General features: G+C 62.2%; 30 protein-coding genes. 16 read left to right on the plus strand and 14 right to left on the minus strand.

Annotated elements, in window-relative coordinates; genetic code table 11:
- Window positions 1-75: 75 nt before the first annotated feature.
- Window positions 76-777: a response regulator transcription factor gene (locus NMG80_RS00705; RefSeq protein ID WP_023796909.1), complete on the minus strand. Its 702-nt coding sequence runs from the start codon at window positions 775-777 to the stop codon at window positions 76-78.
- 342 nt (window positions 778-1,119) lie between these two features.
- Here NMG80_RS00705 and NMG80_RS00710 point away from each other — a divergent pair, with 342 nt between their 5' ends.
- The 4 genes from NMG80_RS00710 to NMG80_RS00725 all read left to right on the plus strand — a co-directional run bounded on the left by NMG80_RS00710 (window position 1,120) and on the right by NMG80_RS00725 (window position 4,687).
- Entirely contained in the window at window positions 1,120-2,730 is a 1,611-nt protein-coding gene (locus NMG80_RS00710) for a phosphoenolpyruvate carboxykinase (RefSeq protein ID WP_254016345.1), read from the plus strand.
- Window positions 2,731-2,850: 120 nt separating this feature from the next.
- A complete protein-coding gene (gene arfB / locus NMG80_RS00715) occupies window positions 2,851-3,288 on the plus strand; it encodes an alternative ribosome rescue aminoacyl-tRNA hydrolase ArfB (protein WP_254016346.1) in 438 nt (145 codons plus the stop codon).
- A gap of 186 nt (window positions 3,289-3,474) precedes the next feature.
- On the plus strand, window positions 3,475-3,954 hold the full coding sequence (gene lysM / locus NMG80_RS00720; RefSeq protein WP_254016347.1) for a peptidoglycan-binding protein LysM: 480 nt from the start codon (window positions 3,475-3,477) through the stop codon (window positions 3,952-3,954).
- Window positions 3,955-4,069: 115 nt separating this feature from the next.
- On the plus strand, window positions 4,070-4,687 hold the full coding sequence (locus tag NMG80_RS00725; RefSeq protein WP_254016348.1) for an alpha-ketoglutarate-dependent dioxygenase AlkB: 618 nt from the start codon (window positions 4,070-4,072) through the stop codon (window positions 4,685-4,687).
- Between the two features lie 47 nt (window positions 4,688-4,734).
- Here NMG80_RS00725 and NMG80_RS00730 read toward each other — a convergent pair whose 3' ends face one another.
- The 10 genes from NMG80_RS00730 to hisB all read right to left on the minus strand — a co-directional run bounded on the left by NMG80_RS00730 (window position 4,735) and on the right by hisB (window position 11,218).
- The gene (locus NMG80_RS00730) at window positions 4,735-5,223 is read right to left on the minus strand and encodes a GtrA family protein (protein WP_254016374.1); all 489 of its coding nucleotides are present in this window, start codon (window positions 5,221-5,223) and stop codon (window positions 4,735-4,737) included.
- A gap of 190 nt (window positions 5,224-5,413) precedes the next feature.
- Entirely contained in the window at window positions 5,414-6,373 is a 960-nt protein-coding gene (gene coaA / locus NMG80_RS00735) for a type I pantothenate kinase (RefSeq protein WP_128182569.1), read from the minus strand.
- A 24-nt stretch (window positions 6,374-6,397) separates the two neighbouring features.
- The gene (locus NMG80_RS00740) at window positions 6,398-6,724 is read right to left on the minus strand and encodes a phosphoribosyl-ATP diphosphatase (RefSeq protein ID WP_254016349.1); all 327 of its coding nucleotides are present in this window, start codon (window positions 6,722-6,724) and stop codon (window positions 6,398-6,400) included.
- Between the two features lie 90 nt (window positions 6,725-6,814).
- Window positions 6,815-7,609, minus strand: coding sequence for an imidazole glycerol phosphate synthase subunit HisF (gene hisF / locus NMG80_RS00745; protein WP_254016375.1), 795 nt, complete (start codon window positions 7,607-7,609; stop codon window positions 6,815-6,817).
- Window positions 7,606-8,442 carry an arginase family protein gene (locus tag NMG80_RS00750; protein WP_254016350.1) on the minus strand — a complete coding sequence of 279 codons (837 nt, stop codon included), beginning with the start codon at window positions 8,440-8,442 and terminating at the stop codon, window positions 7,606-7,608. Before NMG80_RS00750 ends, hisF begins: the two co-directional genes overlap by 4 nt.
- Window positions 8,439-9,188 carry a 1-(5-phosphoribosyl)-5-[(5-phosphoribosylamino)methylideneamino]imidazole-4-carboxamide isomerase gene (gene hisA / locus NMG80_RS00755; protein ID WP_254016351.1) on the minus strand — a complete coding sequence of 250 codons (750 nt, stop codon included), beginning with the start codon at window positions 9,186-9,188 and terminating at the stop codon, window positions 8,439-8,441. The genes NMG80_RS00750 and hisA overlap by 4 nt, the downstream gene beginning before the upstream one ends.
- Window positions 9,189-9,191: 3 nt before the next feature.
- Window positions 9,192-9,482, minus strand: a complete 291-nt coding sequence (locus NMG80_RS00760) for a DUF1330 domain-containing protein (RefSeq protein WP_023796919.1) — start codon at window positions 9,480-9,482, stop codon at window positions 9,192-9,194.
- A 4-nt stretch (window positions 9,483-9,486) separates the two neighbouring features.
- The gene (gene hisH / locus NMG80_RS00765; RefSeq protein WP_254016352.1) at window positions 9,487-10,137 is read right to left on the minus strand and encodes an imidazole glycerol phosphate synthase subunit HisH; all 651 of its coding nucleotides are present in this window, start codon (window positions 10,135-10,137) and stop codon (window positions 9,487-9,489) included.
- Between the two features lies 1 nt (window position 10,138).
- A complete protein-coding gene (locus tag NMG80_RS00770; RefSeq protein WP_254016353.1) occupies window positions 10,139-10,615 on the minus strand; it encodes a DUF2628 domain-containing protein in 477 nt (158 codons plus the stop codon).
- Between the two features lie 3 nt (window positions 10,616-10,618).
- A complete protein-coding gene (hisB, locus tag NMG80_RS00775) occupies window positions 10,619-11,218 on the minus strand; it encodes an imidazoleglycerol-phosphate dehydratase HisB (RefSeq protein WP_254016354.1) in 600 nt (199 codons plus the stop codon).
- A 223-nt stretch (window positions 11,219-11,441) separates the two neighbouring features.
- Here hisB and hslV point away from each other — a divergent pair, with 223 nt between their 5' ends.
- The 5 genes from hslV to NMG80_RS00800 all read left to right on the plus strand — a co-directional run bounded on the left by hslV (window position 11,442) and on the right by NMG80_RS00800 (window position 15,764).
- On the plus strand, window positions 11,442-11,993 hold the full coding sequence (hslV, locus tag NMG80_RS00780; RefSeq protein ID WP_254016355.1) for an ATP-dependent protease subunit HslV: 552 nt from the start codon (window positions 11,442-11,444) through the stop codon (window positions 11,991-11,993).
- Between the two features lie 72 nt (window positions 11,994-12,065).
- On the plus strand, window positions 12,066-12,596 hold the full coding sequence (locus tag NMG80_RS00785) for a GNAT family N-acetyltransferase (protein WP_254016356.1): 531 nt from the start codon (window positions 12,066-12,068) through the stop codon (window positions 12,594-12,596).
- 40 nt (window positions 12,597-12,636) lie between these two features.
- The gene (locus NMG80_RS00790; RefSeq protein ID WP_202364995.1) at window positions 12,637-13,236 is read left to right on the plus strand and encodes a DUF2585 domain-containing protein; all 600 of its coding nucleotides are present in this window, start codon (window positions 12,637-12,639) and stop codon (window positions 13,234-13,236) included.
- 4 nt (window positions 13,237-13,240) lie between these two features.
- Window positions 13,241-14,554 carry an ATP-dependent protease ATPase subunit HslU gene (hslU, locus tag NMG80_RS00795; protein ID WP_254016357.1) on the plus strand — a complete coding sequence of 438 codons (1,314 nt, stop codon included), beginning with the start codon at window positions 13,241-13,243 and terminating at the stop codon, window positions 14,552-14,554.
- Between the two features lie 250 nt (window positions 14,555-14,804).
- Window positions 14,805-15,764 carry a DUF1402 family protein gene (locus NMG80_RS00800; protein ID WP_254016358.1) on the plus strand — a complete coding sequence of 320 codons (960 nt, stop codon included), beginning with the start codon at window positions 14,805-14,807 and terminating at the stop codon, window positions 15,762-15,764.
- A 265-nt stretch (window positions 15,765-16,029) separates the two neighbouring features.
- Here the strand turns inward: NMG80_RS00800 and NMG80_RS00805 are convergent, their stop codons facing one another.
- Genes NMG80_RS00805 through NMG80_RS00815 form a run of 3 tightly spaced genes read right to left on the minus strand, consistent with a single transcriptional unit; the run spans window position 16,030 to window position 18,744 of the window.
- Entirely contained in the window at window positions 16,030-17,247 is a 1,218-nt protein-coding gene (locus tag NMG80_RS00805) for an NAD(P)/FAD-dependent oxidoreductase (protein ID WP_254016359.1), read from the minus strand.
- A gap of 17 nt (window positions 17,248-17,264) precedes the next feature.
- On the minus strand, window positions 17,265-17,579 hold the full coding sequence (locus NMG80_RS00810; protein ID WP_254016360.1) for a MocE family 2Fe-2S type ferredoxin: 315 nt from the start codon (window positions 17,577-17,579) through the stop codon (window positions 17,265-17,267).
- A 55-nt stretch (window positions 17,580-17,634) separates the two neighbouring features.
- A complete protein-coding gene (locus NMG80_RS00815; RefSeq protein ID WP_254016361.1) occupies window positions 17,635-18,744 on the minus strand; it encodes a fatty acid desaturase family protein in 1,110 nt (369 codons plus the stop codon).
- A 163-nt stretch (window positions 18,745-18,907) separates the two neighbouring features.
- On the opposite strand from NMG80_RS00815, the gene NMG80_RS00820 reads away from it, so the two are divergent.
- The 7 genes from NMG80_RS00820 to NMG80_RS00850 all read left to right on the plus strand — a co-directional run bounded on the left by NMG80_RS00820 (window position 18,908) and on the right by NMG80_RS00850 (window position 26,512).
- A complete protein-coding gene (locus tag NMG80_RS00820) occupies window positions 18,908-19,939 on the plus strand; it encodes a LacI family DNA-binding transcriptional regulator (RefSeq protein ID WP_254016362.1) in 1,032 nt (343 codons plus the stop codon).
- 370 nt (window positions 19,940-20,309) lie between these two features.
- A complete protein-coding gene (locus tag NMG80_RS00825) occupies window positions 20,310-21,251 on the plus strand; it encodes a sugar ABC transporter substrate-binding protein (protein WP_254016363.1) in 942 nt (313 codons plus the stop codon).
- Between the two features lie 154 nt (window positions 21,252-21,405).
- Window positions 21,406-22,482: an ABC transporter permease gene (locus tag NMG80_RS00830; RefSeq protein WP_254016364.1), complete on the plus strand. Its 1,077-nt coding sequence runs from the start codon at window positions 21,406-21,408 to the stop codon at window positions 22,480-22,482.
- 2 nt (window positions 22,483-22,484) lie between these two features.
- Entirely contained in the window at window positions 22,485-23,252 is a 768-nt protein-coding gene (locus NMG80_RS00835; protein WP_254016365.1) for an ATP-binding cassette domain-containing protein, read from the plus strand.
- Window positions 23,253-23,374: 122 nt separating this feature from the next.
- On the plus strand, window positions 23,375-24,376 hold the full coding sequence (gene iolG, locus NMG80_RS00840) for an inositol 2-dehydrogenase (protein WP_254016366.1): 1,002 nt from the start codon (window positions 23,375-23,377) through the stop codon (window positions 24,374-24,376).
- Between the two features lie 23 nt (window positions 24,377-24,399).
- Window positions 24,400-25,194 carry an SDR family oxidoreductase gene (locus NMG80_RS00845; protein ID WP_254016367.1) on the plus strand — a complete coding sequence of 265 codons (795 nt, stop codon included), beginning with the start codon at window positions 24,400-24,402 and terminating at the stop codon, window positions 25,192-25,194.
- Window positions 25,195-25,420: 226 nt separating this feature from the next.
- Window positions 25,421-26,512: a 3-deoxy-7-phosphoheptulonate synthase gene (locus tag NMG80_RS00850; RefSeq protein WP_301942119.1), complete on the plus strand. Its 1,092-nt coding sequence runs from the start codon at window positions 25,421-25,423 to the stop codon at window positions 26,510-26,512.
- Window positions 26,513-26,669 lie beyond the last annotated feature (157 nt).

Raw genomic sequence — 26,669 nt, forward strand, 5'->3', positions numbered from 1 at the left:
TTGGGCGACATGCATTAGGTTTTGAGCATGTCGTTGTCCCAAAACCGGGACCACTTTTGGGCGACATGCATCAATTCAAGCTTCGCGGAACCGATATCCGACTCCGTAAAGGGTTTCGATCATCTCGAAGTCATCATCGACGGCCTTGAACTTCTTGCGAAGCCGCTTGATGTGACTGTCGATGGTGCGGTCATCGACATAGACCTGCTCATCATAGGCCGAATCCATCAGCGCATCACGGCTTTTTACCACACCGGGGCGTTGGGCCAGAGAATGCAGGATCAGGAATTCGGTGACGGTAAGCGTCACCGGCTCGCCTTTCCAGGTGCAGGTGTGGCGCTCCTGGTCCATAACAAGCTGGCCGCGCTCAAGCGAACGGGCCTGCTGGTTGGGCGTCTTGGCCGACGCCTCGCGGGCGCTGGCACGGCGCAGCACGGCGCGAACCCGCTCGACCAGAAGACGCTGCGAGAAGGGTTTGCGGATAAAGTCGTCGGCGCCCATCTTGAGGCCGAAAAGCTCATCGATCTCGTCGTCCTTGGACGTCAGGAAGATCACCGGCAGGTCGGATTTCTGGCGCATCCGGCGCAGAAGCTCCATGCCGTCCATGCGCGGCATCTTGATGTCGAGAATGGCGAGATTCGGCGGGCGCGCCGCCAGACCTTCCAGCGCCGACGCCCCATCCGTATAGGTTTCGACGCGATACCCCTCCGATTCGAGGGCGATCGACACCGAAGTCAGAATGTTGCGGTCGTCATCGACAAGCGCGATTGTTGCCATTTCAAGTGGCTCCCTCATGAGCTGTCCCTTCTTTGGTCGAGAAGGGGCTTTTGCAGGACAAATTAGGTACAAAATGTGGCACAGGCTTCGTCCGCTGTCACGAGCGGCATGCCGGCGGCCACAATCTCACCTCAACATGGATTGGACCGATATAGACCGCCAATCCTTTGGGCAACCGCCTGATTTTTCGCATATATAAACGATTTAAACAACTTTCAAAATGTTTAAATCGATTAAATATTTGATATCATTTGGCTTTTCTGGTTCTGACCGTTACAGTCTCCGTCGTGGGGGCTCCGGAAGTTCGCCGGCCAGGATGCTGCAATCGAAGAAGGAACCCTCATGTCGGAAGCCGGCAAACGCAATCCCGCATGGGCGATCGACCGGATCGGCCTGAATACCACCGGCGCGGTGCGCTATAATTTCGGCGAGGCCGTCCTTTACGAGGAAGCGATCCGCCGCGGCGAAGCCCGGCTTACCGCGCATGGCGCGCTCGTCGCCGAGACCGGGCAGCATACCGGCCGCTCGCCCAAGGACAAATTCGTCGTACACGACGAGACCACCGGGCCGCATGTATGGTGGGACAACAACAAGGCGATTTCGCCGGCCCAGTTCGACACGCTGCTCGCGGATTTTTGCGCCCATGCGGCAGAAAAAGACCTTTATGTGCAGGACCTGGTCGGCGGCGCCGATGAGGATTTGAAGCTGACCACCAGGGTCGTCACGGAGCTTGCCTGGCACTCCTTGTTCATCCGCAATCTGCTCATTCGCCCGAAAGCCGCCGAACTCGAGCATTTCGTGCCCGAGTTGACGATCATCGACCTGCCGTCGTTCCGTGCCGATCCCGTCCGCCACGGCACCCGAGCCGGAACGGTGATCGCCGTCGATCTCTCGCGCCTGATCGTGCTGATCGGCGGCACCTCCTATGCCGGCGAAATGAAAAAATCGGTGTTCACCGTGCTCAACTATCTGTTGCCGGCGAAGGGAGTGATGCCGATGCATTGTTCGGCCAATGAAGGCGCCGGCGGAGACGCGGCCATCTTCTTCGGCCTCTCGGGAACCGGCAAGACGACGCTGTCGGCCGATCCATCGCGCACGCTGGTCGGCGACGACGAGCACGGCTGGGGTCCGCATGGTATCTTCAACTTCGAAGGCGGCTGCTATGCCAAGACGATAAAGCTCTCGGCCGAAGCCGAGCCGGAGATCTTCGCCACCACCCAACGCTTCGGCACGGTGCTGGAGAATGTGGTGCTCGACGCGGGCCGCGTGCCGGATTTTGACGACGGCAATCTCACTGAAAACACGCGCTGCGCCTATCCGCTCCACTTCATCCCCAACGCCAGCAAGACAGGCCGCGCCGGTCACCCGAAAAACATCATCATGCTGACCGCCGACGCATTCGGCGTGATGCCGCCGATCGCCCGGCTGACCCCGGCGCAAGCGATGTATCATTTCCTCTCCGGCTACACCGCCAAGGTGGCAGGGACCGAAAAGGGCGTCACCGAACCCGAAGCGACGTTTTCGACCTGTTTCGGCGCACCGTTCATGCCGCGCCATCCGTCGGAATACGGCAATCTGCTGCGCGAGCTGATCGCCCAGCACGGTGTCGATTGCTGGCTGGTCAACACCGGCTGGACCGGCGGCGCCTACGGCACCGGCAAGCGAATGCCGATCAAGGCGACGCGGGCGCTGCTTGCCGCGGCGCTCGACGGCTCGCTGAAAGGGGCCGATTACCGGACCGACGCCAATTTTGGTTTCGAGGTGCCGGTGGCGGTCGCGGGCGTCGACCGTGCCATTCTCGATCCAAGATCGACATGGGCCGATACCTCAGCCTATGACCTGCAGGCGGCGAAGCTGGTCGGCATGTTCGCCATCAATTTCGAAAAATTCGAACCTCATGTCGACGCCATCGTGCTCGGCGCCGCGCCGCGCATGCGCGAAGCCGCGGAGTAAGTAGCCGCTGCGCCTGGAAGGCCCGACCCAGGATCGGGATCGGGAGGGCCCGACCCGGGAGAAGGCCCGACCCGGCGTTCGGGCCTTTTCTTTTTTCGTTCGCCGCGCCATGACTGCGGCATGAACGCCGACGACAAGATCATCATTGCCGACGATGCGGTGATCCATCCGGATGACCTGCACGAGGACTTCATCCGCTCGTCCGGCCCCGGCGGCCAGAACGTCAACAAGGTGGCGACGGCGGTGCAATTGCGCTTCGATGCGGCGAATGCGCCGGGCCTGTCGGAGCGCGTCCGCGCGCGAACCATAAAGCTGGCCGGCCAGCGCGCCACCAAGGACGGCGTCATCGTCATCGAGGCCGGACGCTTCCGCACGCAAGAGCAGAACCGGGCGGACGCCCGGGCGCGGCTTGCCGAACTGATCGCCAGGGCCGCCGAACCGCCGCCGCCGCCGCGCAAGAAGACGAGGCCTTCGAAAGGCGCGGTCGAAAGGCGGCTGAAGAGCAAGGCTGGGCGCGGCACAATCAAGAAGCTGCGCGGTCGGGTGGACGACGATTGACGCGCGTCCACCTGGACGCACAAGGTGCGCTCTGACATTCTTTTCAGCCACGCATCGTGCTTTTCGAAAAACCGATTCCGAGTTTTGGGCCGATGCGGCAGGCGCGACATCGATCACGGTCGAGACCGCTTCCAATTCGAGGTTGCAGGTGGCAAGTTCGCTATTCGTACAGCAAGGAGACCGCAGATGGGCATGTTTGATTTCGTCAAGGGCGTCGGCAAGAAGCTCGGCTTCGGCGACGATGAGCCGGAGCCGACCGCCGATACGCTGAAGAAGGAACTCGATTCGCACGCGCTCGGCACCGACAATGTGGAAGTCGACGTCAAGGGCGATACGGCTGTGCTGAAAGGCGTAGTCAAGGATCAGTCGATCTTCGAAAAGGCCGTCATCGCCGTGGGCAACACGCTCGGCGTGTCCAAAGTGCAGGCGGATGAATTGCAGGTCGCCGCACCCGAGGCCGGCACGCCCGCAGCCCCGGCCAAGGAACCGACCTTCTACACGGTCAAGAAAGGCGACAATCTCTGGAAGATCGCCGAAAAGAGCTATGGCAAGGGCAAGGGTGCGAAGAACATGATCATTTTCGAGGCCAACAAGCCGATGCTGACCGACCCCGACAAGATCTATCCGGGGCAGGTTCTGCGCATCCCGGACCTCGATCAGGCCTGACCAGATCGGGCCTAACCAGATCGGGTACGGCCAATCGAAAACGGCGGCTTTCGGGTCGCCGTTTTCATTCGATGGTGGCATTCTGGTTGTTTGCAGACCAACGGATCAAGCGACCATGCTCGTCCTGCCCAAAGGCGTCCGCCACATGCCCGGCTATCTGTCCCGCGCCGTGCAGGAAGCGCTGGTCGAGGATGTGAGGCAGGTCGTGCAGGAGGCTCCGCTGTTCGTGCCGGCGATGCCGCGCACCGGCAAGGAGATGAGCGTGCGCATGACCAATTGCGGTTCGCTTGGCTGGGTCACCGACAAGGAGCACGGCTATCGCTACCAGCCGACGCACCCGGTAACCGGAACGCCCTGGCCGCCGATCCCGGACGTGCTGCTGGAGCTGTGGCGCGAGGTGTCTGCCTATCCCCATCCGCCGGAGGCTTGCCTGGTCAATTTCTATTCGCCCGACGCGAAGATGGGCCTTCATCAGGACCGCGACGAGATCGATTTCTCCGCGCCGGTCGTCTCCGTTTCACTGGGCGACGATTGCCTGTTCAGGGTCGGCCAGAGCACGCGCCAAGGCGGCACCAAATCGTTCAGGCTGAAGAGCGGCGACGTCGTCGTGCTTGGCGGTGAAGGCCGTCTCTGTTTCCACGGCGTCGACCGTATCTATCCGTCGACCTCGGCACTGCTCAGGAATGGCGGGCGGATCAACCTGACGCTGCGGCGGGTGACCAATCCTGGCTAGAGCGGCGGACTTTCAAGTCGAGCCGTATCGCCGCTCTGTCACTTTTTTCAGGCATCGGACTTTCCCAAAACCGGCACCCGCTTCGTGTCACGGCCCAGGCCCGCCGCTGCACGGTGGGAAAAAATCCAGCGTTCAAGAACGACAAAGTTGACCACCGGGATGAGAATACAGGTGAGCAGGATCGGAATCGCGACCGGCAGGCCGAACTGCCCGACGAGGAGCATCGGAAGGAGATATGCGGCGGCAAGACCGAAACCGGTGAGCACGGCGAAACGCGGCGCTTCGAATTGATGCGAGCCCGCCGACATGAAGGTGAAGAATTTGTGGCCGAGATAGGAGAATATTGCCGCGACCGCATAGGCGGAGACGGAGGCTGTGGCCGGTGACAGGTATCTTGACCCGGCACTGGTGAAGAGGCAGGCACAAAGCGCATAGAGGACTGTGGCCGCAAGTCCTACCGAGGCGAATTTGAGAAGCCGGCGCGGAGCGCGCGTTCCGCGCCAGGCGGAAATGTCAAGCCGGCGCAATGCAGGCATATTGATCACCGGCTGCTCCCTATAAATGCTCTGGAATTTGCAATCGAACGATAGCGCGCACTGCCTAAAGCGCGTCGCGTTTGACCGGCCTCATGCGACGCGCTTCAGGTTGTTGCTTTTATGCATGTCGTTATCGCAAACCGCTGCACACTTTTGCGCGACATGCATTAAAGCGCCGTTAACCGCTTGGTTACAGCTTCCGGAGCGCCACTTCCTCGACCAGATGATTGGCACCCTTGCGCAGGATGAGATCGGCGCGGGCTCTCGTCGGCAGGATGTTCTCGCGCAGATTCTTCAGATTGATGTTGGCCCACAGGCCTTCGGCGATGGCGCGGGCCGCTGCTTGCGAAAGTTGCGAATAGCGGTGGAAGAAGGAGTCCGGATCGCGGAAGGCGGTCTCGCGCAGCCGCATGAAGCGGGCGATGTACCATTGATGGATCAGTTCCTCTTCGGCATCGATATAGATGGCGAAGTCAAAGAAATCCGACAGGAAAGGCACGATCTTGCCGTCTTTCGGCAGCTTGCCCGGCTGCAGCACGTTGATGCCTTCGAAGATCAATATGTCGGGCCGGTCGATAGTCTGGAACTCGCCGGGAACGACGTCGTAGGTCAGGTGCGAATAGACCGGTGCGCGGACATTGCGCTGCGCCGATTTGATGCCCGACAGGAAACGCAGCAGGGCGCCGACGTCATAGCTGTCGGGAAAGCCCTTGCGTTCCATCAGATTGTTGCGGCGCAGGATTTCGTTGGGAAGCAGGAAGCCGTCTGTGGTGATCAGATCGACCTTGGGGCTCGACGGCCAGCGCGCCAGCAATTCCTTGAGCACGCGAGCCGTTGTCGATTTGCCGACCGCGACGGAGCCGGCAATGCCGATGATGAAGGGCGTTTTGACGACATCCATCGCGTTGAAGAAGGCCTGGCGCTGCCTGAAGAGAAGCTGGCTCGCCTCCACATGGGCCGACAACAGCCGGGACAGCGAAAGATAGATGCGCTTGACCTCTTCGAGGTCGACCGGGTCGTTGAGCGAACGCAGGCGACGGACCTCGTCCTCGCCGAGCGTCATCGGCGTATCGGCGCGGAACTGCGACCATTGCTCCGCCGAGAAAAAACGGAAGGGCGAATATTTCTCGGTGGGGGCGAGTTGGTCCATCGAGTTTCCTGCCCTCCGCAGCGATCAGCCCCGGTCCTGCCGAGACGCCTTTTCGGCGATACCAGAACGACCGGTGCGGCGCTCGAGTTCGGTCAGGACATCGGCAAGCGGAACGCCGGCGACGCCCAGAACGACGAGCCAATGATAGATGAGATCGGCGCTTTCCGAAACGAGGGCTTGTCTGTCACCGCCAACGGCCGCGATTACCGTTTCGACCGCCTCTTCGCCGAGCTTCTGTGCCGCCTTGTCGATGCCGCGCGCGAACAGCTTTGCCGTCCACGACTCCGGATCGCCGGAATGCGCGCGTTCCCTTATGATTGTCTCTAGCTCGGAGAGCGAAAACTCAGCCATGGCGCCATCTATCTGCTTGTTTAAGCATGATCTTTCCCGAAACCGGTTCCCCCTTTTGGCTGGCGCGGACCTTCGGTTCGGGATCATGCTTTAGAGCCGATCTCCTGGGGTGTCCAGTCGCATCGGCAGGCCGGCGCGGGCCATGTGCGCCTTGGCCTCGGCAATGCTGTAGGTGCCGAAATGGAAGATCGATGCCGCCAGCACCGCGCCGGCATGGCCGTCGCGAATGCCCTCGACCATGTGATCGAGCGTGCCGACGCCGCCGGAGGCGATGACCGGCGCACGCACCGCGTCGGCGACCGCGCGGGTGAGCGCGATGTCGTAGCCGGCCTTGGTGCCGTCGCGGTCCATCGACGTCAGCAGGATCTCGCCGGCGCCGCGATCGACCATCTGCCGAGCGAATTCGACCGCGTCGATGCCGGTCTTCTCGCGGCCGCCATGGGTGAAAATCTTCCAGCGGTCGACCTCGCCTTCGCCCGACACTTTCTTGGCATCGATGGCGACGACGATGCACTGGTTGCCGAACTTGTCGGCCGCCTCGGCGACGAAATCGGGATTCTTCACCGCCGCCGTATTGATCGATACCTTGTCGGCGCCGGCCAAAAGCAGCTTTCTTATGTCGGCGATCTGGCGTACGCCGCCGCCGACGGTCAGCGGCATGAAGCATTGTTCGGCGGTGCGGGCGACGATGTCGAAGATGGTTTCGCGATTTTCGGACGAAGCGGTAATGTCGAGGAAGCAGAGTTCGTCGGCGCCGGCGGCATCATAGGCCTTGGCCGCCTCGACCGGATCGCCGGCATCGATCAGGTCGACGAAATTGACGCCTTTGACGACGCGGCCGTTCTTGACGTCGAGACAGGGGATGACGCGGGCCTTCAGCATCAGATCCTCGCATGTGCGGCAAGAAAATCGCCAAGCAATTGCCCAACGACAGGCGGAACCTCCCCCTTGGCGTCAAATGCAGGATCGTAGGCGGACAGGGTGATGCCGACGATCGGGATCGACTTGGCCAGCCCGCAAACCAGTTGCCGCAGTTGCTCCGGATTTGGACCTCCCGGCAGCGCATAGCGGTTCACTTGCAGCACATCCGGATCGTGAACATCCAGATCAAGATGCAAATGCGCTTGGGCCGCGCCGGCCGCCTTGAGCTTTCTGATATTGTCGAGTGCATCGGTCCATTGGGCGCGAATGATCGGCAACGTCTCCAGAAGCCGCCTTTCATCTGGATCGAGGTCGCGCGCGTCGACCAGCATGCACCGCGACGGGTCGATCGCCTTGAAGCCGGGAATCGCTGACGTCATCGGCCGCCAGCAGAGCCCCAGCGTCGTCGCCAGCGCCATGCCGTCGAGAAAGCCGTAGGCAGACGTCTCGGGCGTATTGAGGTCACCATGCTGATCGATCCAGATGAGCGAATCAGCGGCATCGCCAGCCACTGCACCGGCGGCGGTCAGGCAATTTCCGGTGAGCACGATGGGAAAACGCTCATCGTCGCGCGCCATGTCGACCTTGGTGGCAACTGCCCGACAAACCGCGAAACCTGTCGCGATTTCGCGCTTCTGGGCATCGCCGACCTCGCCGATGTCCTCGACGACGACATCATGGCCGCGCAAGGCAAGTTCATCGACAAGGCCGCCGGCAATGATGGCGTCGGGGCCCTGGCCAAAGCCGGCATGGTAGAGGCCGCTGTCATAGGGTGCGAGGATGATCGAAAGTTTCATCGCGCCCTCGCCTTCTCCGGTCCGGCCGCCAGGATCGCCAATGCCTCGGCCGGGTCGATACGTCCGTCATAAAGTGCACGCCCTGAGATTGCGCCTTCGAGCTTTTGCGCGTCGGGCATCGTCATGCGCACGATGTCGGCGATCGAGGCGAGCCCGCCGGAGGCGATGACCGGGATAGACACGGCGTCGGCAAGATCGATGGTGGCGTCCCAGTTGATGCCGGTCAGCACACCGTCGCGGTCGATGTCGGTGTAGATGATGGCGGCAACGCCGGCGCCCTCGAACTTCTTCGCCAGTTCGATGACGCCGAGACTGGAGGCCTCGGCCCAGCCCTCGACCGCCACCTTGCCGCCCTTGGCGTCGATGCCGACGGCGATCTTGCCCGGGAATGCCTTGCAGGCCCGCCTGACCAGATCCGGATCGCGCACGGCCACCGTGCCGAGAATGATCCGGGCCAGCCCGCGATCGAGCCAGTCCTCGACCTGCGCCAGGGTGCGGATGCCGCCGCCGAGCTGCACCGGGTTTTTCGTTGCCTTGAGAATGGCGCCGACCGCCGCGCCGTTGACGCTCTGGCCCTTGAAGGCGCCGTTGAGGTCGACGACATGCAGCCATTCAAAGCCCTGTTGCTCGAACGCCCTGGCCTGGGCCGCCGGGTCGTCATTGTAAATCGTCGCGGTCGCCATGTCGCCGTGCTTCAGGCGCACGCACTTGCCGTCCTTCAGGTCGATGGCCGGGAACAGGATCACCGTTCAGGCGCCTTCAACAATGACGAAGTGACCGGTCGAGGCGGCAAGCCTGTACTTCAATGCCTCCCGGTATTCAGGCGATTCGTAGCATTCTATCGCCTTGTCGTAGGACTCGAACTCCACCAGGACGTGGCGGTTGCCTGTCGGCCCTTCCGGGTTCGCGTAACGCCCCGCACGCACCGGAAACTTCGCACCATATTTCGCAAACGCCGCCGCGTTCGCCTCGATATACTGCTTATAGCCCTCGGGATCGCGGACATCGACCATCGCCATCCAGTAGCCTTTCTTGCTCATTTTCTTATGGCCTCCAGCGCAGGAAATTGGTGATCAGCGCCAGGCCAAGCGCCTGGCTCTTTTCGGGATGAAACTGCGTGCCGGCGAGATTGTCGCTGATAACAGCAGCTGTAACCGGACCACCATAGTCGGCAATCGCCAGCACCTCGTCCGGCTTCTGCGCATCGAGATGGTAGGAATGAACGAAATAGGCGTGCAGCCCCTTGCTGCCGGTCGGAATGCCGGAAAACAGCGGATGCTTGCGCGTGAGCTCGACCGTGTTCCAGCCGATCTGCGGGATTTTTAGCGCAGGATCGGCCGGCGTGATCTCCTTGACGTCACCGGCGATCCAGCCAAAGCCTGTCGTGACGGTCTTTTCCAGGCCCCGCTCCGACATCAGCTGCATGCCGACGCAGATGCCGAGGAACGGCCGCGCCTTGACGATCGCGACCTCCTCGACAGCCTCCCACATGCCGGCCACAGCGCGCAGCCCGGCCGCGCAATCGGCATAGGCGCCGACGCCGGGCAGGACGATGCGGTCGGCGGTTCTGACACGCTCGGCATCGGCGGTCAGGTCGATGGCGGCCGCGATGCCGGCTTCGTGCGCGGCGCGCTCGAAGGCCTTGGTGGCCGAGCGCAGGTTGCCCGAGCCATAATCGATGATCGCGACCCGCATGTCAGGGTCTTCCCGGCGTGTGCGTCAGTCCGAGCACCATTCCCGTCTGCGCCGGCCGGGCATGGGCCGCGTCCGGAACGATACGCGGCACTGGCGCTTGCTCATCTGCATGCGCTTCGGCTTCCAGCACATAGCGCGTATCGGCATCGTCGAGCCTGTCGGCCTCGACGACGCCCCATTCGTGCCAGCCACGACGGCGCAGTGCGGCGATCCGCAAGGCCTGCCCTTCCAGCCCGACAAAGAGCGATACCAGCAGCGACAGCAGCGGGCCGGCCAGCCCAAGGCTCAGCCCTTCGGCAAGCAGCGAAAGCAGAGCCATGGCGACAAACGCCAGTGCTGCCTCGACCCACAACCGGTGCCAGAGCAGCCATAGCGGCGGCACGAGGAAGCCAAGCCAGGAAAACCCATCACGGACAAAGGCCGTTGTGTCAGGCTTTTCGCCGCGGCCCGGCGGTTCCATCACGACATAGACGGCCATGGCCTATCCCTTCAGAGAACCCTTGGTGGAAGGAACCGCGTCAGGCTGGCGCGGGTCGCTTTCAAGCGCGAAACGCAGCGCACGCGCCACCGCCTTGAAGCAGGTCTCGGCGATATGGTGATTGTTGGCGCCGTAGTGGTTGGTGACATGCAGCGTGATGCCGGCATTCTGCGCCAGAGCCTGGAAGAATTCGCGCACCAGTTCGGTGTCGAACGTGCCGATCTTCGGCGACGAGAACGCGACGTTCCAGACAAGGTAAGGACGGCCGGAAACGTCGATCGCCGCGCGCGTCAGCGTCTCGTCCATGGCGAGATCGATCGAGGCATAGCGCATGATGCCGCGCCGCTCGCCCAGTGCCTTGGCAAGAGCGTGACCGAGCGCGATGCCGGTGTCCTCGACCGTGTGGTGGTCGTCTATGTGCAAATCACCCTTGGCCTTCACCGTGATGTCGATCAGCGAATGGCGCGACAGCTGGTCCAGCATGTGGTCGAAGAAGCCGACGCCCGTCGAAATATCGGATTTTCCGGAGCCGTCGACCTGGACCGATACGGAGATGTCGGTTTCCTTGGTCTTGCGGCTTGCGTTGGCGGAACGGGGCGGCATGCTCATCCTTGTCCGGAGTTCAGGCGTTCCAAGCGTCCACATGCTTGGAAACGAGAGCCTTCTAGCAGCATGATCCGGCGATTGCCAGTTGCCGTGCCAGGGGATATCGAGCCTTGCTGATGGCCGGTTGGCAATCATCCGACCTATGCATACATATGACAGATCAAGTCACTCGTAACGCGCCAATCGCCCTTGTCGGGACCGGTGCTGATCGGAGCAGAAGATGTCTGAGCAACTGACCATGCACGCCACGACCATCGTGACGGTGCGCAAGGGCGGCAAGGTGGTGATTGCCGGCGACGGCCAGGTCAGTCTCGGCCAGACCATCATGAAAGGCAACGCCAAGAAGGTGCGCCGAATCGGCAAAAGCGGCAATGTCATTGCCGGTTTTGCCGGCGCCACCGCTGACGCCTTCACGCTTCTGGAGCGGCTGGAGGCCAAGCTCGAACAATATCCGGAGCAGTTGACGCGGGCCTGCGTCGAACTCGCCAAGGACTGGCGCACCGACCGCTATCTGCGCCGGCTGGAAGCGATGATGCTGGTTGCCGACAAGTCGGTCTCGCTGGCGCTGACCGGCACCGGCGACGTGCTCGAACCAGAACATGGCGTCATGGCGATCGGTTCGGGAGGCAATTATGCGCTGGCCGCAGCGCGCGCGCTGATGGACAGCGACAAGGATGCCGAAGAAATCGCCCGCAAGGCGATGCAGATCGCATCCGACATTTGCGTCTACACCAACAACAATTTTGTCATCGAAACCCTCGATGCCGGCTGAGCCGGCCGCTGGCCATGGTCCCGAAAAGTGAAACCGGTTTTTGCTTCGCCGGCCTTCGGTTCGGAGGAGATCATGGCCAGACAAGAAAATAGATATGATTTTCGACCGGTGACCGAGGCGGACCTGCCGATGATCGCCGCATGGCTGGCCGAGCCGCATGTCGCGGAGTGGTGGGACGATCCCGAGACGGAGATCGCGCAGATTCGTGAACACATCGACAGCATTTCCGTCGAGCCGCTGATCATCGAGCTCGACGGCGAGCCGATCGGCTACATGCAGAGCTACGACCCGCATCTTGAGGACGGTCATCCCTACAGCGACCAGCCGTTCGGCACGCTCGGCATCGATTTGTCGATCGGCAGGCCCGAGCTTGTCGGACGCGGGCACGGGTCAGCAATTGTCCGTCAGTTCGTGGAACAGCTGTTCGAAGAAGGGGCACCGCGTGTCATCATCGATCCGGATCCGTCCAACGGACGAGCGATCCGTGCCTATGAAAAGGCCGGATTCACAGCTATCGATCGCAGGCAATCGGATTATGGCGACGCCGTGCTGATGGCAATTGACGCCGAAGAGGGCGACGCCCAAGAGGGCAATATCGAATAGGGCGACGCCGAATAAGGCGCCGAAGAGGGGCAGTACCAGCATGAGCACAAGCGGCGCCGACAAGACCGTCTCGGCCTATGAAGACAGCTGGCGGATGGGACTTCTGCTCGTCCTCGGCCTGATTATATTCCAGGCTGGAGCCCTTTACGGCATGGGCCGAACGCCGATCTGCGAATGCGGCTATGTCAAGTTGTGGCACGGCATCGTCCAGAGCTCGGAAAATTCCCAGCATATTTCCGACTGGTACACATTCTCGCACATCATCCACGGCTTCCTGTTCTACGCGCTGGCGTGGGCTCTGTTCCCGCGTTCGCCGATCGGGCTCAGGCTGGCATTTGCCGTCGTCATAGAGGGCGGCTGGGAGCTTCTCGAGAACAGCCCGTTGATTATCGAGCGCTACCGCGCCGGAACAATTTCCCTGGATTACTATGGCGACAGCATCATCAATTCGGTGGCCGACACGCTGGCGATGGTGCTGGGATTTGTGATGGCGCGCAGGCTTCCTATATGGGTGATCGTGACCCTCGCTCTCATCTTCGAATTCGGTGTCGGCTACATCATCAGGGACAATCTGACACTCAACGTGATCATGCTGCTGCATCCGTTCGAGTCCATCCGGCAGTGGCAAAGTGGAATTTAGCGATATGACGACATTCTCGCCCCGCGAAATCGTTTCGGAACTCGATCGCTTCATCATCGGCCAGAAGGACGCCAAGCGCGCCGTGGCCATCGCCTTGCGCAACCGCTGGCGCCGCCAGCAGCTCGAAGGCCAGATGCGTGAAGAGGTGATGCCGAAGAACATCCTGATGATCGGCCCAACCGGCGTCGGCAAGACCGAGATCTCGCGCCGCCTGGCGCGCCTTGCCGGCGCGCCGTTCGTCAAGGTCGAGGCGACCAAGTTCACCGAGGTCGGCTATGTCGGCCGCGACGTCGAACAGATCATCCGCGACCTGGTCGAGATCGCCATCGGGCTGGTGCGCGAGAAGATGCGCGAGGACGTCAAGGCGCGCGCCCATATCAATGCCGAGGAACGCGTGCTGGAAGCGCTCGTCGGCAAGACGGCGAGCCCGGCGACGCGCGACAGCTTCCGCAAGAAGCTGCGCGACGGCGAACTCGACGACAAGGAGATCGAGATCGAAGTGAGCGACACCGGCACTGGCGGCATGCCCGGCTTCGAGATCCCCGGCATGCCGGGCGCCAATATCGGCGTGTTGAACATCAACGACATGCTGTCGAAAGCGATGGGCGGCCAGAAGACCAAGACCCGCAAGACGACGGTGAAGGAATCCTACGCGGTGCTGGTCGGCGACGAGTCCGACAAGCTGCTCGACCAGGACGAGGTGGTGCGCCGGGCGCTCGAATCGACCGAAAACGACGGCATCGTCTTCCTCGACGAGATCGACAAGATCGCCTCGCGCGAAGGCGGCATGGGCGCCGGTGTTTCCCGCGAAGGCGTGCAGCGCGACCTGCTGCCGCTTGTCGAGGGCACCACGGTCGCGACCAAATACGGACCGGTGAAGACGGATCACATCCTGTTCATCGCATCGGGCGCGTTTCACGTTGCCAAGCCATCCGATCTGCTGCCCGAATTGCAGGGCCGTCTGCCGATCCGCGTCGAGCTGCGGGCGCTGGAGAAGGACGATTTCGTCCGCATCCTGACCGAGACCGAGGCCAGCCTGATCAAGCAGTACATCGCGCTGATGAAGACCGAGGGCGTCGATCTCGTCTTCACCGACGACGCCATCGATTCACTGGCCGGCATCGCCGTCGATCTCAACGCCAGCGTCGAGAACATCGGCGCCAGGCGGCTGCAGACGGTGATGGAGCGGGTGCTGGATGAGATCTCCTATGACGCCCCGGACCGCCACGGCACGTCGGTGACAGTCGATGCCGGCTATGTGGACAAGCATGTCGGCGACCTGTCGAGAAACACGGATTTGTCGCGATTCATCCTTTAGCAAGGCGATCCACTCTTCAAGGCCGGGCGAGCCGGCAGGTTCTGAGACGTGTGGCCAAATGGAAGCATCCGGCCAGATTTTGTCTTGCCGGGCCGGGGAGCTCTCGACTCGCCTTGCAGCTTTACCTAGTTTGCCGGCAACACCAGCGTCGCGCATCCGTTGGACTTGCGAAGGGCGCTTTAACAGTTGGTTCTGCGCATGACCCCCGAAAATCGATTCCGGGGTCATGCGCAGTTGCAGGCGGCGGCGCATGAAAAAACTGATCCTCGTCATTCTTGGGCTGACGCTGGCGACAGCCATGTTCGCCGCCGAAGCGGCGACGATGCTGCCGCCGGGCAACAGTCATGCCGAGCAGCCCAACATACCGGGTGCCTCAAGCCGGCGCACCCAGGCCACCAACACCACCTTCCAGGCGAAATACCGCAAGGTCTATGCGCTGCTGCAGCACGACGCCGGTCTTCGCGGCAAGATCGAGCAGGCCGCAGCGACCTATGGCATCGATCCTATGCATATCGTCGGCGCCATCGTCGGCGAGCACACCTACAATGTCGACGCCTACGACCGGCTGCAGACCTACTACGTCAAGGCGATCTCCTATCTGTCGAGCAAGCTGTCCTTCGCCTATGAAGGCGAGGACATCGCCGATTTCGTGCAACGGCCGCAATTCCAGGAATGCGTCGGCAAATCGGACAGTTACGCGCTCTGGGAATGCCGCGAGCAGGTGTGGAACCTTTCATTTCGCGGCAAGACTGTCGGCGGTGAGAGCTTCCCCGACGACCGCTTCGGCGCCACCTTCTTCCAGCCCTATTATGCCGGCCAGACTTTTGGGCTGGGCCAGCTCAATCCGCTGACCGCCTTGCAGATGAGCGATCTCGTGCACCAGGTTTCCGGCCTGCCGAAGCTCGACGTCGGCGATCCGAACGCGGTCTACAAGACGATTATGGATCCGGATCTGACCTTGGACTATGTCGCGGCGACGATCCGAAAATCAATCGATGCCTATCAGAGCATTGCCGGCTTCGACATATCGGGCAATCCCGGCATCACATCGACGCTCTACAATGTCGGCAATCCGGAACAGCGCGCCCATGTGCTGAAGGCCGAGAACGACAGGCGCCGCGCCGCAGGCGAGCCGGAGAAGCTGCCCGAGGAAAATTACTATGGTTGGCTGGTCAACGACAAATTGCCGGAGCTGAAGGCGCTGTTTTAGGTGGGTGTTGAGATCTGGACTTTGAGCTGAAACCCGAAGTCGCCCCCTTTGGGCGTTTGCGCTGCCCCTCATTGCCCTGCCGGGCATTTCTCCCCGTATAGTGACGGGGAGAAAAATGCCTCCGCGAACGATTTCGCCAATCTCCAGCGTAGCGGAAAGGATGCCGAGGGTGCGGTCAGCGCCTTCTCCCCGTCACCATACGGGGAGAAGATGCCGGCAGGCAGATGAGGGACGGCGCGGCTTTTGAGAATAGGCACGCCACGGCTCATGCCGCCAGCAGCGACTTCAGCTTGATTGTTTGCGAACCGAGCGCCTCAGGCGCCGGCTTTGCCCTTCTTGCGATCAGCATCTCGGCTAGCCTAATGTCGCGGGCGACAGAATTGCCCGGGCCGATGCCGCTCGCCGCGACCAGCCTGCCGTCCTGCGCCAAATGGAACAGGATGAAGGCGCCATCGTCGAGGTCGCGGCGCACGACCTTGCTGCCCTCGTCCGACAGGCCTGATATCTGCAAGGTCAGGCCGTACTGATCCGACCAGAACCATGGCACTGCCGCGTGGGCCTCGCCGGCGCCCAGCATGTTCCTGGCCGCAAGCGCGCCCTGCTCCTGCGCGTTGCGCCAGGCCTCCAGCCGCACGCGCCGGCCGCCATACACGGCAAGCGGAAACGAGCAGCAATCGCCGGCGGCGAAGATGTCCGGATCGCTGGTGCGAAGCGCGGCATCGACGGCTATGCCGTTGTCGATCGTCAGTCCCGCTTCCGCGGCAAGTCCGGTAACCGGCACGGCGCCGATGCCGATCACCGCCAGATCGGCGACGATGTCCTGTCCGCCGGCAAGCGCGATGCGCACCTGGGCGCCGTCCTCGGCGATCGCCGCGATGGCGTCGCCGCACAGGATTTTGACGCCTTCGGCTTCATGCGTCTGGTGGATGATTTTGGCGATCTCGGCCGGCACGCCGCGCATCAGGATGCGCGGCTGCGCCTCGATGACGGTGACCGCGGCCCCCAGCCCGCGTGCCGCGGCGGCGAGCTCAAGACCGATGAAGCCGCCGCCGACGATGGCGATGCGGTTTCCGGCCCTGAGATGGGCGCGGATGGCCAGCGCGTCGTTGAAGGTCCGGAGATAGACGCAGCGCGGCCCGAGGCCCGGCATCGGCAGTCTGCGCGGCACCGATCCCGTTGCCAGCAACAGCTTGTCGTAAGGCAGGACCGAACCGTCCGACAGGCGCACGCCATGCGCGGCGCGGTCGATCTCCACTGCCTGAACCGAATGGATATGCCTGATCGATCTCTCGGCCAGGATCTCATCGCTGGCAATCGCCTTGATCGCGGGCGCATCGCTGGTCATCGCGTCTTTCGACAGCGGCGGCCGCTCGTAAGGCAGATGCGGCTCGTCGCCGACCAGCGTCACCGGGCCATCATAGCCGAGATCGCGCAGCGTCAGGGCAGCCCGCCCGCCGCATTCGCCGGCGCCGATGATGAGCATTCCTTTCGCCATCATCGTCACCCGATCTGAATGAGGATTTTGCCGGCGTCGAGCTTGACCGGATAGGTCCTGAGATTGACGCAGACCGGTGCGCCCCTGGCTGCACCAGTCTTGTAGTTGAAGCGGCCATTGTGCTTCGGGCATTCGATGATGTTGTCCATCACCAGCCCATCGGCCAGATGCACCTTCTCATGCGAGCAAAGACCGTCCGTCGCGAAATATTCGTCGTCGGGACTGCGATAGATGGCGAAGGTGCGGCCGTCATGGTCGAACCGCATCACGTCCTCTTCGTCGATGTCATCGGCACCACAGGCCTCGACCCAGTCGCTCATTGGTCCTCCCGGCATAATTTTGCTTGGTCAACGTGCCCCGGCACAGGCGCGCAAATCATTCGGCTGCTGCCGCGACGGCGTCGTTGTCGTTATGGAATTCGTCGCGATAAGGCTTGGCGGTCGGCGGCAGCTCGCGCTTGAGGAAATAGTCCTCATTGCGCAGCTGGCGCAGGAAGGCAGGCACCATCTCGCGATAGCCGGCCATGATCGATGGCGTCGGCTCCGGTAGATCGTGCTTGATCAGCTCATGCAGCCTCGGCAACGCGTGATAGGGCACCATCGGGAACATGTGATGCTCGACATGATAGTTCATGTTCCAGTAGATGAAGCGGCTGATCGGGTTCATGTAGACGGTGCGGCTGTTGAGGCGATGGTCGATGACGTTTTCGGCGAGACCGCCATGCTGCAGCAGGCCGGTCATGACATGATGCCAGGCGCCGTAAAGCCTGGGCAGACCGACCAGCATCAAGGGCAGGAACGACCCGCTATAGAGCGCCAGCGCGATTGTCGCGGCATAGATCGCGGTCCAGATGCGGGCAATGCGGATCGCCTTTGGCTGCTCCTGCTCGGGAATGAAGGTCTTTTCCGCCGGGCTGATGATACCGGCCGCATTGCGCACCATGTCGGTCATGGCGTGCCAGGCATCGACAATGCCGAAGAAATTGAGCACGACGCGCAACAGGTCCGGTGGGCGCATCACCGCGATCTCCGGATCGCGGCCGACGATGATTGTATCAGTGTGATGCCGCGTATGGCTCCATCGCCAGGTCACCGGGTTGCGCATGATCATGAAGCAGGCGATCTGATAGACCACATCATTCATCCACTGCGTCCTGAAGGCGGTGCCGTGGCCGCATTCGTGCCAGCGTGAATCGGTGGAAGAGCCGTAGAGCACGCCATAGACGAAGAAGAACGGCACGCACCACCAAGTGCCCCAGAACCAGGCGCCGCCGGCGCCGCTCAGGACCAGGGCGGAGAGCCAGATGATGGTGTCGCGGATCGCCGGCCCATCCGAGCGCTGCATCAGCTCCTTCATCTGCTTGCGGGGCACATCGGTATGATACCATTCAGCCGCCGCCAGCCCGGTCTCGACGGCGTGTTTTGCGTCGCGGCCGAGCAGGCTGTAGTCTCGCCGGCACGGCATTGCGGATAGTGTCGCTTCCATTGAGGCTGCCTCCGTCGGCATCCGTCGGAACGGGTGCCTCTGCCACAGGTGCTATGCCCTAAAATAGCGCCAAGCCGTGATAGGCTCAACATCATGAAGATAGTTTCTATCATTTCCCATCAGAATGATGTAAGCCTATGCAAGGCAATCAGGCAGGAAGCGTATGGCAAAACGGCCGACCATCACCGATCTGGCGCGGATTTCTGGGGTCAGCGTCGCCACCGTCGACCGGGTGCTGAACAATCGCCTGCCGGTGCGCGAGGAAACCGCGCGCCGCGTCTATGAGGCCGCCACCAGCATCGGCTACCACGCCGCCGGACTGATCAAGCAGCGGATGCGCCAGGAACTGCCGGAATACCGGCTCGGCTTTCTGCTGCTGAGGGGCAATGATGTTTTCTACAGCGATTTCGCCCGGGAGATCGAACTGGCGGTTTCGCAATCGCAGCGCTTTCGCGGCGTGGCAACCATCGATTTCGCCAGTTCGCTGGCCCCCGACGAGATCGCCGCGCAGTTGCGCAAGCTGGCGGCGAAAACCAGGGCAGTCGCCCTTGTCGGTCCGGACCATCCGACGCTGACGGCAGCCGTCGAGACCCTGAAAGCGAGGGGGCAACCCGTCTTCTCCCTGCTATCCGATTTCGCAGCCGGCATCCGCGAGGGCTATGTCGGCCTCGACAACCGCAAGGTCGGTCGTACCGCGGCCTGGATGATCGCCAGAGGTGCGAGGAAGCCCGGCAAGGTCGCCCTTTTCGTCGGCAGCCATCGCTTTCATGGCCATGAGCTGCGCGAGATCGGCTTCAGATCATTTTTCCGCGAGCATGCGCCGGAATTCACGGTGATGGAGACACTGGTCAACCTGGAAGCCAACCAGGTGACCCATGATGCGATGATCGACCTTCTGGCGCGGTACCCGGATCTGGCCGGCTGCTACGTCGCCGGCGGCGGCATGGAAGGCGCGGTTTCCGCGCTACGGGCGGCCAGGCCGGCAAACATGCCGGTGGTCGTCTGCAATGAGATCAACGCCGAATCGCGCGCGGCGCTCGCCGACAACATCCTGACCATGGTGATTTCGACGCCGCTGGCAGCACTATGCCGCGAGCTTGTCGGGCTGATGGCGCATGCCATCGAAGCAGGCGCTGCCAATGCGCCGGGCCAGACCTTCCTGCCCTTCGACATCTATCTGCCGGAAAACATCTAGGTTCGGGCAGAACATCTGGGCTCAGCCAAGACATCCTGTTTAGATCGGGGCGTCGGCAGTGATGTGAACCATCAGCCTGATGGATTCTTGCAGAAGATTTGCCGGCCCTCAGCTGCGTTGTCCGAAAAATCCGGCAGCCGATTTCGGAATCTCCTTGACGCCCGCACGCAGAATGGAATAAATATTTCACCAACTAGGTATTTTGGTTCTTTCGTTCCGGAACATCTGTTTCAACGGAGGGCTTGGCGTTCCAGCCAACGCGGAAGTCGCCATCGGAAACGGAGAAGCAATCGGGAGAGATTCCCTGGGAGATCGGGGATTCCGGGTAGATCGGTGCAGCCGGACACCAATTCTGTGGAGGAGAAATAGAATGAAAAAGCTGCTGTTGGGCGCCGCATTCCTGGCGCTGATGAGCTCGTCCGCCCTCGCTGCCAAAATCGGCGTGTCGATGGCGCTGTTCGACGACAATTTTCTCACCGTGCTGCGCAACGGCATGATCGAGCAGGCCAAAGGCATGGAAGGCGTGGAACTGCAGGTCGAGGACGCGCAGAACGACGTCGCCAAGCAGCTCGACCAGATCAAGAACTTCGTCGCCTCGGGCGTCGACGCAATCATCGTCAACCCGGTCGACACCTCGGCCACCCAGGCAATGTCGGATGCCGCGGCTGCGGCCAACGTTCCGCTGGTCTATGTCAACCGCGAGCCAGTCAATGTCGACGCGCTGCCTGACAACCAGGCTTTCGTTGCCTCGAACGAGGTTGAGTCAGGCACGCTCGAGACCCAGGAAGTCTGCCGGCTGTTCAAGGAAGCTGGCAAGACCGAGGCCAATGTCTATGTGATCATGGGCGAGTTGTCGAACCAGGCCGCGGTGCAGCGCACCAAGGACATTGACGATGTGATCGCCACTCCCGAATGCAGCTTCATCAAGATCATCGACAAGCAGACGTCGAACTGGAAACGCGAGGAAGCACAGAACCTGATGACCAACTGGCTGTCGACCGGCGCGCCGTTCGATGGCGTGATCGCCAACAATGACGAGAGCGCCATCGGCGCCATCCAGGCCATGAAGGCTGCCAATATCGACATGAAGTCGGTTGTCGTCGGCGGCGTGGATGCCACTCAGGACGCGCTTTCCGCGATGCAGGCGGGCGATCTCGACGTCACCGTGTTCCAGGATGCCGCTGGCCAGGGCGCCGGGGCGCTGGACGCGGCGCTCAAGCTTTCCAAGGGCGAGGCGGTCGAGCAGAAGGTCTACATCCCCTTCCAGCTGGTCACGCCGGCAAACATCGACAAGTTCCTGCAGAAGAACTGAGGCAGAGGACCGTTTTTCGATCGGGAGCGGCGGCAGAGCGTCGGACCGTTTTGAGAGTCCGATGTTGGAAAAACAAAAAAACGCCGCTCCTCTTTCCCCTCGTCGCCAAAACAGGCGGCGGGTGGGCGACTACGGCTGATGGAGGAATCAAGATTTGGCACAGACAACCCATGGCGTCGGCGGACTGAGCTATGATGCGAAAAGGCGCACATGGCCTGCCGAATTCAATGTTTTCCTGGCGCTCATCATCCTCGTCGGCGCCTTCGAGCTGATAGGCCGCGTCTTTCTTGGCGACAGCTTCCTGTTCAACACCCGCGCCAATGTCGATACGATCTTCAACGAGGCGCGCCTGCAGATCATCATCCTGCAGGTGTCGATCGTCGGCATCATCGCCATCGGCGTGACGCAGGTGATCATTTCCGGCGGCATCGACCTTTCCTCCGGCTCGATCGTCGGCGCCACGGCGATGATCGCCATGAGCTTCGCCCAGGTGGCGACGGTCAACGGCAACCCCAACCCCAAGGCGATATTCATCGAGCAGGGCTGGACCGACCTGCCGGTGATCGTGCCGGTGCTCGTCGCGATCGGCTGCGGCCTGCTGGCGGGCCTGATCAACGGCACGCTGGTCGCCTATACTCGCATTCCGCCGTTCATCGCCACGCTCGGCATGATGGTCACCGCACGCGGCGTCGCCAAATGGTGGTCCAAGGGGCAGCCGATCTCGTTTCCCACCGAGAGTTTCGCCGCCATCGGCAAGGGGCTGATGCCCGTCATCATCTTCATATCGCTGGCGATTTTGTTCCAGCTGATCCTGTCATACACTAGGTACGGCAAGCACTGTTATGCCATCGGCTCCAACGAGGACGCCGCGCGCATGTCAGGCATAAATGTCAAGAACCACAAGATCCTCGTGTTCGTCATCGCCGGCATCCTGGCCTCGCTCGCCGCCGTGGTGCTGAGCTCCAAGAACCTCACCGCTCAGGCCGGCATGGGCGTGATGTACGAACTGGACGCGATCGCCATGGCGGTCATCGGCGGCGTCTCGCTGTCGGGCGGCCGCGGCTCGATCATCGGCACGGTCATCGGTGCGCTGATCTTCGGCGTCATCATCTCCGGCTTCACTTTCCTGCGCCTTGACGCCTATTACCAGGAGATGGTCAAGGGCGTGATCATCATCGGAGCAGTCGTTCTCGACCAGTGGCGCCAGCGCCTGCGGGCAATGAGGGCTTGACCATGTCAGACATCGTCCTGAAGACCGAAAACCTGACCAAATACTATGGCGGCGTGCATGCGCTCGAAGGCGCGAATTTCGAACTGCGCAAGGGTGAGCATGTCGCCATCATGGGTGACAACGGCGCCGGCAAATCGACCTTCGTGCGCCAGATCACCGCCGTCGAGCAGCGCACCAGCGGCAAAATCTGGTTCGACGGCAAGGAAGTCAACTTCGCCGGCCCGATCGCGGCGCGCGAGGCGGGCATCGAGACCGTGTTCCAGAACCTGGCGCTTGCCGACGATCTCGACGTGCCGTCGAACCTGTTTCTCGGCCGCGAAAAGGTGCTGTTCAATCTCGGGCCTTTCTCGATCCTCGATCGCAAGTTCATGCGCAAGGCGACCGAGGCAGCGCTGATCCGCACGGCGGTGAAGATTCCCAATCTTTCCAATACCATCCGCCACATGTCGGGCGGCCAGCGCCAGTGCGTGGCAATCGCCAGAACCGCGACTTTCGCGTCCAAGCTCATCATCATGGATGAGCCGACGGCAGCACTTGGTGTGCAGGAGACGATGCAGGTAGAAAACATCATCCGCACGCTGAAGGCCAATGGCGAGCCGCTGATCCTGATCAGTCACAACATGCGCCAGGTGTTCGACCTGGTCGACCGCATCGTCGTGTTCCGGCGCGGCCGCATCGTCGCCAACCTGCGCAAGCAGGACACTGACGGCAACGACATCGTCTCATACATCACCGGCGCCAAGACCGGGGAGGCGGAACTTGCGGCTTAGGGCGGATGCGCGGCGGGTCATCGGCCCGTCGCCGATCAGCTGCAACAAGAAAATCTGCGCCTTGCCCTAAACGGTTCAGTAAAGACGCACTTCCATTTCGAACAATCCCAAAGGAAATTTCCATGTCTCTCCGCTTCGCTCTTCTCGGCGCCGGCCGCATCGGCAAGGTCCACGCCCGTGCCGTCGGTTCCAATCCGCAGGCCAGGCTGGTCGCAGTTGCCGATGCCTTCGAGAAGGCGGCGACCGATCTGGCGTCGGCCTATGGCGCGGAAGTGCGCAGCATCGAGGCCATCGAAGCAGCCAAAGATATCGACGCGGTCATCATCTGCACGCCGACCGATACCCATGCCGATCTGATCGAGCGGTTCGCCAGGGCCGGAAAGGCGATCTTCTGCGAGAAGCCGATCGACCTCGACGCCGGCCGAGTGGAAGAATGCCTGGCCGTGGTCGACGAGGCCGGCGCCACTTTGATGGTCGGCTTCAACCGCCGCTTCGATCCGCATTTCGCCGCCGTGCGCAAGGCGATCGACGACGGCGCCATCGGCACGGTCGAGATGGTGACCATCACGTCGCGCGATCCCGGCCCGCCGCCGCTCGACTATATCGGCCGCTCGGGCGGCATCTTCCGCGACATGACCATCCATGATTTCGATATGGCGCGCTTCCTGCTCGGCGAGGAACCGGTGGCGGTCAGCGCCCACGCCTCGGTGCTGGTCGACAAAAAAATCGGCGAGGCCGGCGACTTCGACAGCGTCAGCGTCATTCTCGAAACCGCCTCCGGCAAGCAGTGCATCATCTCCAATTCGCGACGCGCCACTTATGGCTACGACCAGCGCATCGAGGTGCATGGCTCGAAAGGCATGGTTGCGGCCGAAAACCAGCGGCCGGTGTCGATCGAGCTGGCCAATGAAACGGGCTATACGCGCCCGCCGCTGCACGACTTCTTCATGACCCGCTACCTCGACGCCTATGCCAACGAGATCGCCGCCTTCATCGCAGCGGCGACGTCAGGCAACAAGGCGGCGCCGAGCGGCAAGGACGGGCTCGTCGCGCTGAGGCTGGCGGACGCGGCGCTGAAATCGGCGAGGGAAGGCAAGACCGTCCGCCTCGACAAGACAGTCTGACCATCAAGCACAGGAGCAAGGCGATGAACGGTTCCGCCGGTCGCAATTCAGAAACACGCGCCATCGTCACCGGCGGCGCGCAAGGCATCGGCTTCGCCGTCGCCGAGGCGCTGGCCGACGAGGGCTGCCGCGCCCTGGCGCTGGTCGGCCGCTCCAGGGAGAAGGGTGACAAGGCGGTCGCCGCACTTGCGAAAAACGGCATCGACGCCATCTTCATCAGCGCCGACGTGTCAGTGGTGGCCGATTGCAAGCGGGTCGTCGAAACGGCGATCGCTCATTTCGGCACGATCAACGCGCTGGTCAACGCCGCCGCAACCTCGGCCCGCGGCTCACTGGTCGAGACCTCCGAGGATCTTTTTGACCAGATCTTCCAGACCAATGTGCGCGGCCCCTTTTTCCTGATGCAGGGTGTCGTGGCACACCTGCTCGACCGCAAGGCGCCCGGCTCGATCGTCAATGTGCTGTCGATGTCGGCGCATTGTGGCCAGTCTTTCCTGGCGCCCTATTCGTCGAGCAAGGGCGCACTGGCGACGCTGACCAAGAATGTCGCCAATGCCTACCGCAGCAATCGCGTTCGCTGCAACGCCGTGCTGCCCGGCTGGATGGACACCGAGGGCGAGGCGATCGTGCAGAAGAAGTGGCACGACGCGCCGGACGACTGGCTGGAAAAGGCCGAGGCCGCGCAGCCGATGGGCCAATTGGTGAAGCCGGACCAGCTTGCCAGGCTGATCAGCTATATGCTGAGCCCGCAATCCGGCGTGATGAACGGGTCGCTGGTCGACTACGACCAGAACATCGCCGGATCGTCGCCGGAGTAGCGTCATTGAGTAGCTTCATCTTAACGTGACAAGCGCCGTGGCTTCGGCTATAGGGCTGGCATGATTCACCTGACCGCCTCGTTCTGGTACTTTAGCTACGGCAGCTCGCTGGCGGCGGGAGGATTGCGCTCGATCTGAAGATTGCAGCAACAACATCCGAACAGCCGCCAGATCTGGCGGCTTTTTTGTTTTAGCCGGCAGGTCTCCCAATCAGGAGCAGAAAGCCGTGTTGACCACCACAGATGATCTTCGGGTCAAGGAAATCCGAGAGCTGAGTACGCCGGACGACGTGATGCGGGAGATACCGCGCACGCTGACGGCGACGCGCGCCGTTGCTGCGTCACGCAACGCTATCCACGCCGTGCTGACCGGCGCCGACGATCGGCTGGTCGTCGTCGTCGGCCCCAGTTCGATCCACGACCCAATCGCTGCCGTCGACTATGCCAGTCGGCTAGTGGCGCTGCGCGAGAGCCTGTCGGACCGGCTGGAGATCGTGATGCGCGTGTATTTCGAGAAACCGCGCACGACGGTTGGATGGAAGGGCCTGATCAACGATCCCGACCTGGACGGCAGCTTCAACATCGACAAGGGCCTGCGGATGGCCCGCAACGTGCTCTCCGCAGTCAACAATCTTGGCCTTCCGGCGGCGACGGAATTCCTCGACATGGCCACTCCGCAATACATTGCCGACCTCGTCGCCTGGGGCGCGATCGGCGCGCGCACGACAGAGAGCCAGATCCATCGCGAACTCGCATCCGGCCTGTCCTGCCCGGTCGGCTTCAAGAACGGCACCGACGGCAATTTGCGGATCGCCGCCGAGGCGGTGAAATCCGCCGCCCAGCCGCATCATTTCATGGCGGTGACGAAGGGCGGGCGCAGCGCCATCGCGACGACCACCGGTAACGAGGACTGCCACGTCATCCTGCGCGGCGGCATTGTGCCGAACTATGACGCAACGAGCATAGCTGCCGCCTGCGCGGAACTCGGCCGGATCGGCGTAGCACCACGGCTGATGATCGACGTCAGCCACGCCAACAGCAACAAGAAGCCGGAGAACCAGCCGATGGTGGCGGCCGACGTCGCGGGCCAGGTCGCGGCAGGCGTCGAGCGCATCATCGGCGTCATGATCGAGAGCAACCTCGTCGCCGGCCGGCAGGAGGTCATGCCTGGCAAGCCGCTCGTCTATGGCCAGAGCATCACCGATGGCTGCATCGACTGGACAACCACCGAGACGGTGCTGCACGGCCTTGCCGACGCTGTCGAGCGGCGCCGGTCGGCGCGACGCGCCCTGATCGCCAGCCGTCCGGGAGCCGCCTGATAGGGCCGGCGCGCTGCCTCCTTCTCCCCTTGTGGGAGAAGGTGGATCGGCGCGTAGCGCCGAGACGGATGAGGGGTGCTGGACGGAACGCTGCGTTTAAAATGTCGTATGATTTTAAACTCTTACGACTTCAAAGCGTAACCGGGGCAAAACCGGT

It is taken from the genome of Mesorhizobium escarrei (assembly GCF_935825525.1).
Lineage (GTDB): Bacteria > Pseudomonadota > Alphaproteobacteria > Rhizobiales > Rhizobiaceae > Mesorhizobium > Mesorhizobium escarrei.

Excerpts from the sequence above, each read along its gene's own strand:
- NMG80_RS00705 (WP_023796909.1), bottom strand. The coding sequence starts at position 777 with ATGGCAACAATCGCGCTTGTCGATGACGACCGCAACATTCTGACTTCG.
- NMG80_RS00710 (WP_254016345.1), top strand. The coding sequence starts at position 1,120 with ATGTCGGAAGCCGGCAAACGCAATCCCGCATGGGCGATCGACCGGATC.
- arfB (WP_254016346.1), top strand. The coding sequence starts at position 2,851 with ATGAACGCCGACGACAAGATCATCATTGCCGACGATGCGGTGATCCAT.
- lysM (WP_254016347.1), top strand. The coding sequence starts at position 3,475 with ATGGGCATGTTTGATTTCGTCAAGGGCGTCGGCAAGAAGCTCGGCTTC.
- NMG80_RS00725 (WP_254016348.1), top strand. The coding sequence starts at position 4,070 with ATGCTCGTCCTGCCCAAAGGCGTCCGCCACATGCCCGGCTATCTGTCC.
- NMG80_RS00730 (WP_254016374.1), bottom strand. The coding sequence starts at position 5,223 with ATGCCTGCATTGCGCCGGCTTGACATTTCCGCCTGGCGCGGAACGCGC.
- coaA (WP_128182569.1), bottom strand. The coding sequence starts at position 6,373 with ATGGACCAACTCGCCCCCACCGAGAAATATTCGCCCTTCCGTTTTTTC.
- NMG80_RS00740 (WP_254016349.1), bottom strand. The coding sequence starts at position 6,724 with ATGGCTGAGTTTTCGCTCTCCGAGCTAGAGACAATCATAAGGGAACGC.
- NMG80_RS00750 (WP_254016350.1), bottom strand. The coding sequence starts at position 8,442 with ATGAAACTTTCGATCATCCTCGCACCCTATGACAGCGGCCTCTACCAT.
- NMG80_RS00760 (WP_023796919.1), bottom strand. The coding sequence starts at position 9,482 with ATGAGCAAGAAAGGCTACTGGATGGCGATGGTCGATGTCCGCGATCCC.
- hisH (WP_254016352.1), bottom strand. The coding sequence starts at position 10,137 with ATGCGGGTCGCGATCATCGATTATGGCTCGGGCAACCTGCGCTCGGCC.
- NMG80_RS00770 (WP_254016353.1), bottom strand. The coding sequence starts at position 10,615 with ATGGCCGTCTATGTCGTGATGGAACCGCCGGGCCGCGGCGAAAAGCCT.
- hisB (WP_254016354.1), bottom strand. The coding sequence starts at position 11,218 with ATGCCGCCCCGTTCCGCCAACGCAAGCCGCAAGACCAAGGAAACCGAC.
- hslV (WP_254016355.1), top strand. The coding sequence starts at position 11,442 with ATGTCTGAGCAACTGACCATGCACGCCACGACCATCGTGACGGTGCGC.
- NMG80_RS00785 (WP_254016356.1), top strand. The coding sequence starts at position 12,066 with ATGGCCAGACAAGAAAATAGATATGATTTTCGACCGGTGACCGAGGCG.
- NMG80_RS00790 (WP_202364995.1), top strand. The coding sequence starts at position 12,637 with ATGAGCACAAGCGGCGCCGACAAGACCGTCTCGGCCTATGAAGACAGC.
- hslU (WP_254016357.1), top strand. The coding sequence starts at position 13,241 with ATGACGACATTCTCGCCCCGCGAAATCGTTTCGGAACTCGATCGCTTC.
- NMG80_RS00800 (WP_254016358.1), top strand. The coding sequence starts at position 14,805 with ATGAAAAAACTGATCCTCGTCATTCTTGGGCTGACGCTGGCGACAGCC.
- NMG80_RS00805 (WP_254016359.1), bottom strand. The coding sequence starts at position 17,247 with ATGCTCATCATCGGCGCCGGCGAATGCGGCGGGCGGGCTGCCCTGACG.
- NMG80_RS00810 (WP_254016360.1), bottom strand. The coding sequence starts at position 17,579 with ATGAGCGACTGGGTCGAGGCCTGTGGTGCCGATGACATCGACGAAGAG.
- NMG80_RS00815 (WP_254016361.1), bottom strand. The coding sequence starts at position 18,744 with ATGGAAGCGACACTATCCGCAATGCCGTGCCGGCGAGACTACAGCCTG.
- NMG80_RS00820 (WP_254016362.1), top strand. The coding sequence starts at position 18,908 with ATGGCAAAACGGCCGACCATCACCGATCTGGCGCGGATTTCTGGGGTC.
- NMG80_RS00825 (WP_254016363.1), top strand. The coding sequence starts at position 20,310 with ATGAAAAAGCTGCTGTTGGGCGCCGCATTCCTGGCGCTGATGAGCTCG.
- NMG80_RS00835 (WP_254016365.1), top strand. The coding sequence starts at position 22,485 with ATGTCAGACATCGTCCTGAAGACCGAAAACCTGACCAAATACTATGGC.
- iolG (WP_254016366.1), top strand. The coding sequence starts at position 23,375 with ATGTCTCTCCGCTTCGCTCTTCTCGGCGCCGGCCGCATCGGCAAGGTC.
- NMG80_RS00845 (WP_254016367.1), top strand. The coding sequence starts at position 24,400 with ATGAACGGTTCCGCCGGTCGCAATTCAGAAACACGCGCCATCGTCACC.